The sequence below is a fragment of the Mucilaginibacter pedocola genome (genome assembly GCF_002013915.1).
GTDB classification, from domain to species: Bacteria; Bacteroidota; Bacteroidia; order Sphingobacteriales; family Sphingobacteriaceae; genus Mucilaginibacter; species Mucilaginibacter pedocola.
In genome coordinates, this window is sequence record NZ_MBTF01000038.1 from 325,370 (window position 1) to 337,833 (window position 12,464).

At 43.8% G+C, this 12,464-nt stretch carries 9 protein-coding genes; 5 read left to right on the plus strand and 4 right to left on the minus strand.

Features of this window, described 5'->3' with window-relative positions; translation table 11 throughout:
• The first annotated feature begins 8 nt into the window (after positions 1–8).
• Together accD and BC343_RS29115 are read left to right on the plus strand one after the other, a co-directional pair.
• The gene (accD, locus tag BC343_RS29110) at positions 9–875 is read left to right on the plus strand and encodes an acetyl-CoA carboxylase, carboxyltransferase subunit beta (protein WP_078351354.1); all 867 of its coding nucleotides are present in this window, start codon (positions 9–11) and stop codon (positions 873–875) included.
• A gap of 113 nt (positions 876–988) precedes the next feature.
• On the plus strand, positions 989–2,689 hold the full coding sequence (locus BC343_RS29115) for an ATP-binding protein (protein ID WP_078351328.1): 1,701 nt from the start codon (positions 989–991) through the stop codon (positions 2,687–2,689).
• Positions 2,690–2,787: 98 nt separating this feature from the next.
• Here the strand turns inward: BC343_RS29115 and BC343_RS29120 are convergent, their stop codons facing one another.
• Together BC343_RS29120 and BC343_RS29125 are read right to left on the minus strand one after the other, a co-directional pair.
• The gene (locus tag BC343_RS29120) at positions 2,788–5,268 is read right to left on the minus strand and encodes a glycoside hydrolase family 31 protein (RefSeq protein WP_078351329.1); all 2,481 of its coding nucleotides are present in this window, start codon (positions 5,266–5,268) and stop codon (positions 2,788–2,790) included.
• 151 nt (positions 5,269–5,419) lie between these two features.
• Entirely contained in the window at positions 5,420–7,135 is a 1,716-nt protein-coding gene (locus tag BC343_RS29125) for an alpha-amylase family protein (protein ID WP_078351330.1), read from the minus strand.
• A gap of 49 nt (positions 7,136–7,184) precedes the next feature.
• On the opposite strand from BC343_RS29125, the gene BC343_RS29130 reads away from it, so the two are divergent.
• From BC343_RS29130 to BC343_RS29140, 3 genes are read left to right on the plus strand one after another with little or no spacing between them, the layout of a single operon-like run.
• Positions 7,185–8,081 carry an Rpn family recombination-promoting nuclease/putative transposase gene (locus tag BC343_RS29130; protein WP_078351331.1) on the plus strand — a complete coding sequence of 299 codons (897 nt, stop codon included), beginning with the start codon at positions 7,185–7,187 and terminating at the stop codon, positions 8,079–8,081.
• Between the two features lie 28 nt (positions 8,082–8,109).
• A complete protein-coding gene (locus BC343_RS29135; protein ID WP_238381895.1) occupies positions 8,110–8,298 on the plus strand; it encodes a hypothetical protein in 189 nt (62 codons plus the stop codon).
• A gap of 17 nt (positions 8,299–8,315) precedes the next feature.
• The gene (locus BC343_RS29140) at positions 8,316–8,519 is read left to right on the plus strand and encodes a hypothetical protein (RefSeq protein ID WP_078351333.1); all 204 of its coding nucleotides are present in this window, start codon (positions 8,316–8,318) and stop codon (positions 8,517–8,519) included.
• Positions 8,520–8,551: 32 nt separating this feature from the next.
• On the opposite strand, the gene BC343_RS29145 is transcribed toward BC343_RS29140, so the two are convergent.
• Positions 8,552–10,861, minus strand: coding sequence for a glycoside hydrolase family 65 protein (locus BC343_RS29145; RefSeq protein ID WP_078351334.1), 2,310 nt, complete (start codon positions 10,859–10,861; stop codon positions 8,552–8,554).
• Positions 10,862–11,140: 279 nt separating this feature from the next.
• Positions 11,141–12,178, minus strand: coding sequence for an IS110 family RNA-guided transposase (locus BC343_RS29150; RefSeq protein WP_078347728.1), 1,038 nt, complete (start codon positions 12,176–12,178; stop codon positions 11,141–11,143).
• Positions 12,179–12,464 lie beyond the last annotated feature (286 nt).

The following is a 12,464-nucleotide window of genomic DNA, read 5'->3' on the forward strand; positions in this document are numbered from 1 at the left end:
ATATAAATATGGCGTGGTTTAAGCGAGAAAGTAAAGGGATAATTACAACTACCGAAGAAAAAAAAGAGGCCCCGGATGGTATCTGGAATAAATGCCCCAACTGTAAAAAACCCCTACACTACTCCGAACAAGTTGAAAACCAATACGTTTGCCACTATTGTGGCTTTCATATACGCATTGGCTCAAAAGAGTACTTTTCTATACTATTTGATAATAACCAGTTCACCGAACTGTTTACCGACCTAACCTCGGGCGACCCACTACACTTTACCGATACAAAAAAATATACCGACAGGCTTACCGAAACCAAAAAGAAGACCGGTTTGAAGGATGCTATACGCGCCGGTGTAGGTAAAATGAACGGCCAGGATGTGGTGATAGCCTGTATGGATTTTAACTTTATAGGCGGATCGATGGGTTCGGTAGTGGGCGAAAAGATAGCCCGCTCGATAGACCATAGCATCACTAACAAGATACCTTTCCTGATGATATCAAAATCGGGGGGTGCCAGGATGATGGAAGCAGCCTTCTCGCTGATGCAGATGGCCAAAACATCGGCTAAGTTGGCGTTATTGGCACAAGCTAAAGTACCTTACATATCTTTATTAACCGACCCAACAACAGGTGGTGTAACCGCATCGTACGCTATGCTGGGCGATATTAACATTGCCGAGCCCGGTGCACTGATAGGTTTTGCCGGCCCAAGGGTTATTAAAGAAACCATCAAAAAAGACTTACCAAAAGGTTTCCAAACGGCAGAATTTGTGCAGGAACACGGTTTCCTTGACTTTATTGTTGATCGCCGCGAAATGAAAGAGAAACTGGCGAGCTTCCTGAAAATGCTGGCGCCGGTTACCGAAAAAGAAATAATTTAAAACGGATATTTAAAAAAAAGCCACCCGATTGGGTGGCTTTTTTTTTGCCAAAATAAATCGTTCCTTTTAAAATTACGCAAAAAAACATAGATTGCAGTACCTAAAACTCCACAATGAACACTTACATCTTAGAGCCGACAGTAGACCAAACTCAAGAATTTATTGAGATTGCAAATGACTTTTCTAATCCTCTTGACTTAGTGCGGGAAGGTATAAGCAACGCCTTTGACGCTGGTGCGAAAAATATATCAATGGTATTTGATGTAATCAGGGAAGACGGAAACCCAATCCTTAATATTGTAATAAAAGATGATGGGACAGGGATGGACAAGATTGGCCTACAATCATTTTTTGATTTAGGTAATTCCCTAAGAAGAGGAATCGATGATAAAATCGGCGAGAAAGGGCACGGAACAAAAGTTTACTTTAATAGTTCAGAAATTATAGTTACAACTATTAAAGATGGTCGGAAACTTATTGCTTCGATGAAAGATCCAATCAAAAAACTTCATAATAGAATAATACCAACTGTCGATGTAATCATTCAATCAGCAGACGAAAATGATCAAAATGGCTCCGAGATTCAAATTAAGGGATACAACTTAAATAGAAGAGAAAAATTCACACATGAAGAGTTAAAAGATTACATTCTATGGTTTACTAAGATTGGCTCGGTTGAACAATTTTTCGGCATAAATGAGCATTCAGACGTTATCATATCTTTAAAAGGTCTAAATAGGAAAATTGCCGAAGAAATTAAATTCGGTCATTCATTTCCAGCTGAAAGTGCATCCGTTGATAAGCTTTTGGAAGCTCATTCTGTATCTGCACCGGATTATTACTGCAAGAGATTTGTTAAGACCGGCTATCTTAAAAATTTCCCCGAGATTAGCTATGAAGCTGTTTTCTCAGTTGAAGGAAATAAAGTCAAACAAATTAATAACCCAATGATAAGGCGTAAAGGTCAAGTTGTCTTACCTGGTAGTTACACGGTAGCAGAACGGTATGGAGTGTGGTTATGCAAAGACTTTATTCCTATTCAACGAAAAAATGAATGGGTAAATTACAAAGGTTCAGAGTATATAAAGTTACACAGCTTTTTTAATTGTCAGGGTTTAAAATTAACGGCAAATAGAGGTTCTATTGACAACACACCAAGTGAAATATTGGCTGATATTCATGCAGAAGTAAGTTCGATATACGATCAAATTACTGAAAGTGATGACTCAACTTTATTGTCTTGGCTTGAACAAGAAGCGGACGGTTATCGCACAGTTCTAAAAGAGAAAAAAGACTTCGACTGGCGCGTAACAAAAGTTAACAGAAGTAATATTTGTGAATATAAAGGGCAAATATTAATAGAGCCTCAACGCGAATCTGGAGTATTTGCTTTGACCCTGCAACTACAAATATTAGAAAATGGTTTGTTCCCTTTCCACATATTGGACTACGACACGCATTCGGGTATCGATGTTATTGTAAAAGGTGACGCTACTACACCTATTCAGATTTCTAAATTATATTATGTCGAGTTTAAAAACGTATTGACTACAGACTTTAATCATTCGTTTATAAATTTACATAGTATAGTTTGTTGGAATACAGGAATAAAACACAACGATTTAGTGAGAGACATGTCTGGAGAAGAACGAAAACTGGAAATTATCCAACCTAAAGACGAAAACGACTATACCCGTTACTTTTTGGATAATCCACGGAAAGCTCATAAAATCGAAGTTTTTGTATCAAAGGATTATTTAAAACAAAAATTGGGGATTGAATTTAGGCCGAGAACAGAAAAGGATGTTTTATAGTCGACCTGAAAACGAAACCAAATTTTATTTATAAGTCTCTGACAAACTGATGGCAAATAAAACAAAAGGGGCTGTATTTATGATGCAGCCCCTTTTTGCTATTTCAGTATTTCTATCTGTTTAAAGTTCTTGGTGAACTTAAACTCGTAGGTTTTGTCGGCATTTACCGATACCTCTTTTATCTCTTTTCCATCGGCCATAATTTTTGATGGCTTAAATGGCAGCCCGTTTATTTTAAGGTGGTAACCCTCGTAACGTGGGGTGTATAAACCTTCCATGCTTTGTTTGATACTTAGCGATGTAGCAGTACCGTTTACGATGAATTTCTTTTCCAGATAAATATCCTGCTCGTAAGCAAAGGTTTCGCCGTAATCTTCAAACAGGAACGAGTTTACTTCGTAATCGCTATAGTAGATATTCAGCTTAACCTCCTCAATAGGTTTCTCGTTGGTGTATTGCATTACCGGGTATTCGGGTATTACCGAACCTGCTTTTACAAACAGCGGCATGGTATCCAATGGTGTAGCCACTTCTACTTCCTGGCCCCCCTCTGTCATCTCCAGGCTCCAGAAGTTGTACCATTTGCCTTTTGGCAGGTATACCTTACGGCTGGTTTGGCCCGGCTCCAATACAGGGCATACCAATATTTTATCGCCGTAGGTAAACTCGTCCTGGCGGTAGTGGTTGCTGTAAGTACCTTGTTCGTGCATTACAACCGGCCTCAATATAGGGAAACCGTAACGGTGGTGCTCCCAAAATGCTGAGTACAGGTATGGGATCAATCTGTAACGCAGCTCGATAAACTTACGGTTGATGGCGGTGAACGGCTCACCAAAGCTCCATGGCTCGCGCTCTTTGGTATCACCGGCAGAGTGCGCGCGCATAAACGGCGAGAAGGTACCCATCTGTATCCAGCGGGTAAACAGTTCGCCATCGGGCTCGCCGCTAAAACCGCCAATATCAGTTCCGCAGAAAGAGATACCCGATACCGACAAACGCTGCAATTGCACGTTACCAATCTTCAGGTGCTCCCACGAGGCAACGTTATCGCCCGTCCAAACCGACGAGTAACGCTGCACACCCGCATATCCAGCACGAGTTATGGTGAAAGGGCGTTTATTTTTAAGTTGCTTGCGCAAGCCTTCGTAAGTGGCGCGCACCATTTGCATACCGTACACGTTGTGTGCCTTGCGGTGGCTTCCGCGGAAACCATCGTATTGGTGGCGAACATCATCGGGGAAGGTGCCCGAACCAAATACGGCAGGCTCGTTCATATCGTTCCAAACACCGGCAACGCCCAGGTCAACCAATTCATCGAACAAACCACCCCACCAGGTACGTACCTCGGGGTTAGTAAAATCGGGGAACTGGCAGCGGCCCGGCCATACGTGCCCCTCCATAAAGTAGTCGTCGCTGCGGCGGCAGAAATAGCGTTTCTCTTTACCCTCTTTAAACACCCAGTAATTATCATCCACACGTATACCCGGGTCGATTATAACTACCGTTTTAAAGCCGTTGGCCTTCAGGTCCTCGATCATTTTACGCGGGTTCGGAAAATATTTAGCGTTCCAGGTAAAGCAACGGTAGCCATCCATGTAATCGATATCTAAATAGATACCATCGCACGGGATCTTATTCTGGCGGAAACCGTTAGCAATTACACGCACCTTATTTTCGGGATAGTAACTCCAGCGGCATTGGTGGTACCCCAGCGCCCAAAGCGGCGGCATAGGGTGTGTACCGGTAAGTATATGGTAATTCTTCACCACGTCCATCATGTGCGGGCCGTGGATGTAGTAATATTGCAGTTCGCCACCATCAGCCCAAAAGCTGGTTTTGGTGCGGTCTTCGGCGCCAAAGTCGAAGTGGGCTTTAAAGGTATTATCAAAGAATATACCGTGAGCTATACCTTCGTTCACGCTGATGTAGAACGGGATAGAGCGGTACAGCGGATCTTGGTTCCAGCCGTATGAATAGGCATCGGTGTTCCAGTTCTTTAAACGCTTGCCGCGAAGATTAAACTCGGTAGCCTTATCGCCCAGTCCGAAAAAGCTTTCTTCGGGTGCACAGGTTTTGGTGCAGAATACATAGTACCCGCCAAATTTCACGTTCTCTTCCCAGTGCATTGGAGCTGCATCGCTGCTGGTGGTTACACCGTTACTGTCCGAAAATGAGATAAAGAAATCTTGCTTGCGGATATGGCAATTTACCGCTTCGGTAGATACCCTAAACTCCAGCTCGTTCTCGGCCAGAGTGAACTTAACCGGCTTGGTTGGCAGTTCGGGCACGGCATAGCTAAACTCATCCAAAAAAACACTGTGGGGTGCTAAACGCACGCGGATGATCTCTTTGGTAACAACCGTTACTTCTATACTGGCATCGCCATCGGTAAAAAAGAACTTGCTGCCCTTTTGTTCTGCGTGGTTGGGAACGCCCAGGTATTTTTTTACGATGGGCTTAATGCCATCTGCCGGGTTATTTAAGTGGTGGAACTCTTCTTCGTCAACTTCGATATCCTCCGATAAAAGCAACTTGGCCGTCAACAGTTCGGGGTTCGGATCAGGTACGTTTTCTTTCATACAAGTTTAAAATGCTGCTGCACTTTGTTAATTATTATTTAAACAAAGTGTAAAAATTACATCAGCTAATAGTGTTATCAGCTAAGAAACGATTTATTACTGAATGTTCAAGCCATAATTGAGCCAAAATGACACAATGAGTAATATGATTTTAAAAATTTAACAGCATTCCGCTTATAGAATTAACATTTATTTCAACTCCGGAGTAAATATCATCTGTTTCAACAACGTTTTTTGTTAGCAGATCCGTAAAATTCACTTTCCCATCCAAACCGAACTTTTGCAGCAGATCATCCGGCAATTTTACACGGATGTTTTTTTCGGCACGGTTAAAATTCGCAACCACTAAAACGCGTTGCTGTTGGGTGTAACGTACATAAATATAGAGTTTTGTATCAAAACCGGGCTGGCGCTCGTTGGCTATCATCAGCTCGTAAAAGGCACCAGAGCGAAGCGCTTCGTTATCTTTCACGGCATTAAGCAGGTTACTATAGAAGGCGCGTAGTTCGCGCTGTTCTGTTGACAAACCTCCCCCATCGAACGCGGAATTGTTTACCCACTTTTGAAATTCGGGCATGCCCCAATAATCAAAAATGGTACTACGCCCATCATCTCCGCTAAAGCCTTGTGCACCCGCCGCAGGTTCGCCTACTTCCTGCCCGCTGTATACCATTACCGGCCCATCGGCTAATGTAGCGCTCACTATCATGCCCGGTACGGCATACCAGGGGTTACCGGCGAAGAAACGGCTGGCAATGCGTTGCTCATCGTGGTTTTCCATAAAGCGCAGCATGTGGCTGTCGATATCCTTACAGTGGGTGTTCCAAACAGCGTTGATATCCCAGGTACTACTCCAGCCATCGTTGCTGGTAAGCTTGCGTATGGCATCGTAAAGCCCCACCTTATCGTACAGGTAATCGAACCCGCCTTTTTGGATATAGTTATAGTATTGATTTTTATCGTATGCCTCGCCAATGAATATAAGATCGGGGTGGGTTACTTTTAGTTTAGGGATAAGCCATGCCCAAAATTCTACGGGCACCATTTCTATCATATCGCAGCGGAAGCCATCCACCCCCATTTCGGCCCAGTGGGCGAGTATATGGTGCATTTTGTACCAAAGCGGCGGCACATGTCCGAAATAGGTTTTATGCCCATCGAGATAGTAAACACCATAGTTCAGTTTAATGGTCTCGAACCAGTCATTTATGGAGGGTGCCGGCCAAAACACATCGTTGCCTGTAGCTTTAGCAGGAAACTCGTCAAATTGACCATCCTTTAGCGGCGAGGTAAATTCATCGCCGCCCGGGTTGTAACCCTGGGGTACGCTGAAATGCTGGCCGGGGATATAGTAAAAATCATTCTCCTGGGTAAAGGCCTGCGTGGTATCATCGTCCTCCCCAAAATCGCGTACAGATTTGGGGCGGGCATCTGAGGCATAGGTACGTGCTACGTGGTTGGGCACAAAATCAATAATAACCTTCAGCCCCGCCATGTGGGTGCGGGTAACCAAGTCCTGAAATTCGTTCACACGGTTGTTCACGTCAACCGCCAGATCGGGTGCTATATCGTAATAATCCTTAATGGCGTAGGGCGAACCGGCGCGACCTTTCACAACATCGGGGTCGTCGGTTTTGATACCATAGGCGGAGTGATCCGTCATGGTAGCATGCTCTATTACCCCGGTATACCAAACATGGCTAAAACCCATGGCGCTCAGTTCGGCAAGGGCTTTATCCGTAATATCGTTCAGTTTGCCGCAGCCGTTCTCTTCCACCGAACCGTAGAACTTGTTGGTTGTATTGGTATTGCCGAAAAGGCGCGGCAGCATCTGGTAAATTATGAGTTTATGATCGGGAATGTTCATGCTAAAAGGTTAAGGCGCGAAAATAAACATTAAACATTTATATTTGGACATGCCTGAAACCGACCCACCTAAGCCCGGAAGATATATTGACCCATTGGTTGATTTTTCCTTTAAGAAAATATTCGGCACCGAATCCAATAAGGACATATTGATCGCTTTTTTGAATGAAATATTTAAAAACCGAAAACATATTGTTGACTTGGTCTACAATAAGAACGAACATTATGGAGACACACAAAATGAAGGTTCCGCGATATTCGACTTGCTCTGTACCGGCGATAAAGGCGAACGTTTCGTGATTGAACTTCAACGCGCTAAACAAGGGTACTTTAAGGAGCGGGCACTGTTTTACACGTCCCGACTCATTAGCGAACAAGCACCAAAAGGAAAACGAAGCGAATGGGCATACAACATTGCAGAAGTTTACTTTGTTGCCCTGCTGGAAGATTTTACGCTTGAAGGTACCACACCTGAAACTTATCTGCATAATATTGCCCTTTGCAATACCGAAACAGGTGAAATATTTTACAATAAATTGGGTTATACCTATATAGAATTAAGTAAATTTGATAAAAGCGAAAGTGAACTGGGAAATGAGCTTGAAGCCTGGCTGTACTCACTTTTGCACATGCCGGAACTTGACGAAGTTCCAAGCCATTTGAAAACGCCTATATTTGAAAAACTATTCGGCATTGCCGAGTATACAAACCTTAGCAAGGAGGAAAAAACAATGTACGATAACAGCTTAAAGTATAAATGGGACAATAAGAATGTATTGGACTATGCCGTGCAGGAAGCAGAACATAGAGGTATAGAGAAAGGTATTGAGAAAGGTGAGCATCAAAAAGCCATTGACATCGCAAGGGAATTAAAAAGCGAAGGTTTAGGAATTGAGTTTATTGCAAAAACAACTAAACTTTCTATTGAAGAAATAAAAGCGCTTTAATATTTTCCCACCAATGTACGATAGCAGTATGAAATATAAATGGGATAACAAAAATGTGCTTGATTACGCTGTGCAAGAAGCTGAAGCGAAAGGCAAAGAAGAAGGTGCACATGACAAAGCTCTAACCATTGCTCGTGAATTAAAAAAAGAGGGTTTAGCGCTCGAGTTCATTGCAAAAACCACGGGGTTGTTAATTGATGAATTAAAAACACTGTAATACTTTATTGCCGAACAATGTATGATAGAAGTTTGAAATATAAATGGGATAACAAGAATGTGTTAGACTATGCTATTCAGGAAGCTAAAGCAGAAGGAAAAGAAGAAGGTGCACATGACAAAGCCGTAGAAATAGCCCGCGAGTTTAAGAAGCTTGGAATTAATTTTGAAGATATTGCCAAAGGCACTGGCTTAACTATCGAAGAAATAGAAAAACTTTAAAAGCTTTTCTATTTCTTATCTAACAGGTATCACTAAGAACCGACTAACATCTCTCCTTTACCCTTTATAGAAATCTCTTCCCCATTCACCAAAACCACAACATCCATCTCCGACAAATTTTTCACCGTAGTCCCCTCCTTCGCTATCCTGATATTCAATAGACTTCCACGGAAACCAATTTGGAAGGATAACGCTTTCCATTCATCGGGCAATAATGGGTTGAATGATAACATGCCATCTTTCACCCGCATACCAGCAAAACCTTCTACTACCGACATCCAGGTACCGGCCATCGAGGTAATGTGGCAGCCGTCCTCAGTATCGTTGTTATAATCGTCGATATCCAAACGCGAGGTACGCAGGTAGAATGTATAGGCGCGTTCCACATCGCCCAGTTTGGCGGCTAATATGGCGTGTACGCATGGCGAAAGCGACGATTCGTGAACGGTGCGTGGTTCGTAGAAATCGTAATTGCGGCGAATGGTGTCGATATCGTACCTGTCCTCCAAAAAATAAAGCCCTTGTAACACATCGGCTTGTTTAATGAATACCGAGCGCAGTATCCTGTCCCAGCTCCATTTTTGCACCAGCGGGCGGTCGGCAGCGGGGAGGTCTTTCACCAGTATCTGCTCCTTATCTAAAAAGCCGTCCTGCTGTAAAAATATGCCCAGTTTTTCATCCTGCGCAAAATACATTTTGGCAATAATATCTTCAAAGCGGCCGGTTTCGGTTGCTTCTTCAAAACTTATTTTGGCAGCAAGGGTGGCATATTTACCACTATCGGCTTGTTTTACTTTGCCGATAACTTCCAGCGTATATTGCATACACCAAACGGCTATGGTGCTGGTGTACCAGTTGTTGTTTACGTTGTTCTCGTATTCGTTAGGCCCGGTAACGCCCAGCATTACATATTGTTCCTTAGCAGCCGACCAGGTAATCCTCTGCGACCAAAACCTCGAAATAGCTATCAGCACTTCCAAACCATAGTCTGTAAGATATGCGTCGTCGCCGGTGTAGCGCACGTAATTGTAAATAGCAAAGGCAATGGCGCCGTTACGGTGTATCTCCTCAAAGGTTATCTCCCATTCGTTATGGCATTCGGTGCCGTCCATCGTTACCATGGGGTATAGGGCAGCGCCATCCTTAAAGCCCAATAGTTTGGCATTATCAATAGCTTTGCCTAATTGCTTGTAACGGTACAGTAGCAGGTTACGCGCCACCTTTTGCTCGGCAGTTGCCAGGTAAAAGGGCACGCAATAAGCTTCGGTGTCCCAATAAGTGCTGCCGCCATACTTCTCGCCGGTAAAGCCTTTTGGCCCAATGTTCAGGCGGTCGTCCTCGCCGGTATAAGTTTGGTTAAGCTGAAATATATTGAACCGGATGCCCTGCTGCGCCTTAGCATCGCCCTCTATTATAATATCGTTATGCTTCCATTTCTCTGCCCAGGCAGCCGCTTGTTCAGCCAGCATGGCATCAAAACCTTTGGCTGCGATGGTTTCTACGCGTTGTAAAGCTTTTTCTGCCAGTTCAGCTTTATCATAGTTTTGCGATGATAAGTTGGCAGCGTATTTATAAAGCGTGAGGCTTTTACCTGCTGTAGCCTGTACTTTTATTTCGGCAGCTATATATTTTTCTTTTTCTACTGGCAATGATTCAAACTCAATGGCGGAACCGTCTTGCACCAAAACTAACTTCATGGCAGTAGCTACCTCGAAACCTGTTTTTTTGGTGCGCAACTGCACGTAACCTGCATCATTGCTTACCGACTTGCTTACTTCGTCCCAAAACTTCTCGTCGTAGTTCGAATCTTTGTTTACAATATCCCCATCGATATATGGAGTTAATGTAAGTTCTCCCTCAAAATTAAGCGGGGTAATGGTATAGCTAATGGCGCCGCATTCATCATCAACCATGCTGCAAAAGCGGGTTGCTTCTACGCCAACTTCTTTGCCCAATGCCGTTTTGGCTTTAAAGCTGCGTTTGATGTAGCCCTCCTGCATGTTTAGCTCGCGGTAAAAGCTGAGCACTTCGCATTTGGCGAGGTCGAGCTGTTCGCCATCTATTTGTACATCAATACCTATCCAATTGGCGGCATTCAATACCTTGGCAAAATACTCAGGGTAGCCATTCTTCCACCAGCCTACGCGGGTTTTGTCGGGGTAATACACGCCGGCCACATAGTTGCCTTGCAGGGTTTCGCCGCTGTAGGCTTCCTCGAAGTTGGCGCGCTGGCCCATACGGCCATTGCCCAGGCTAAAAACGCTTTCGGCAACCTTGTTATAATGCGGGTCGAAACCTTCTTCAATAACCTTCCATTCGTCAACTTTAAAATACTCTTTCATAGCGGCTGGTGTTAGCTGCGCTAAAATAGGATAAACATTTATAAATGATGATGCGAACTTTGCATTGAGGCTATTTAACTCACCCCGGGTACGCTACGCTGCCCGACCCTCTCTTCCTGCGGAAAAGAAGGTGAGTTGCATTCTCTTTCTAAAACCCTCTTTGCGAAGCAGAGAGATTCTGTGTTAACTGTCAAGTATTCTTTTTAATTTTGTTTCATTAAGGCGGCTTTATGCCAGCCTGTTTAGGGCAGTCCGTCATTGATGGCTGCCCTAACCCATTTATAGGGTTTTGATATTTTCAACAGACCGGTGTACGTGTTTTTTATCATAAGGCTTGTTGGTAACCCATAGCGTATAAACGAGTTCCAATAGCCGTCTTTGGACCGCTACTGCTGCTTTCATTTTTATCCCATGTTTCGATACCAGCCTTACATAGATAGCTTTAAAGCGTTCATCTACACGAATGGCTGTTAAAGCAGGCATATGCATTGCTTTACGCAAATGACGGTTCCCCTTTTTTGATATCTTAGGCTTCTTCTTTACAGATGTCCCCGACTCCTTTTCTTCCACATCCAACCCACTGTAGCCTATCAATTGCTTTTTGTTCCGTACCAGGTCGAACCCATTCGTTTCGGCTACTGCTATTACCACGGTAAGCCAGCCTATTCCCGGCGCTGTAGCAACGTTCTTTATCCTTGCTGCCAGTTCCTTATCTTGTTTTATCAATCCTGCTATCTCTACCTTTATCTCTTTTTCCTGAATGTTGCATAGCCCGATTCGCTGTTCAAGCCTGGCAATGCTATTCTCATTCGGGAAAGCTTCGGCTTGCTCTGCATGCAGTTGGTTCTTGCTTACTGTACGCTCTGCTACTATTTGGTCCCGTTCGCGCGTCAACTGCTTTAAGTCGCGGTATACCTTTTTTGGCTGTTGCCATAGTTCGTACTTCCTCTCCAGCCCGAACTGGCAGATAGCCTGCGATGCCGTTTTATCAGTAACGGTCTTCAGGTCAAGGCTCTTCATATAGTTGCTCACCTTGTTCGGCAGCAATATGCTTACCTCATGCCCTTGCCCTGATAGATGGTAAGCCAGTTTCTCGTGGTAAACGCCTGTCGCTTCCATAACATAACGTACCGGGACTTCTTTGTTTGCCCTTTGCTTTACCCATGACTCCAGCGCTTTAAAGCCGGAGGGCTTATTTGCGAACTGCCTGAATGCATAAACTTCTTTCTCCGCAGTTTCATCCATCCTGCCAAGGGAAACTACTAGTTCGTTTTGTGCTACGTCTATCCCTACAACCTGTTTTAAAATGTTTGCCATCGTTTCCTTTTAATAAATTATTAAAAGTGAAAACCCAACTTCGCCTTTTCTCCTGCTGGATATCCTGGATATACCGCTATGCAATATTCCTTACATTCTGTTCAAGCGCCAATGGGTAAAAAGGAATGAGGCAGCTTCTCTCTGTCAACATACCAACAGGTTGTTTGGGTCGTCATCTGCTCTCATCCCTCCTCACTTTCGAATACAAATCTATTTGCTTATATTCTAACAGCAAACATAGGAGGGTCGACAAGCGATAGCGGTGTCGGGGTGAGTCAACTCGCCG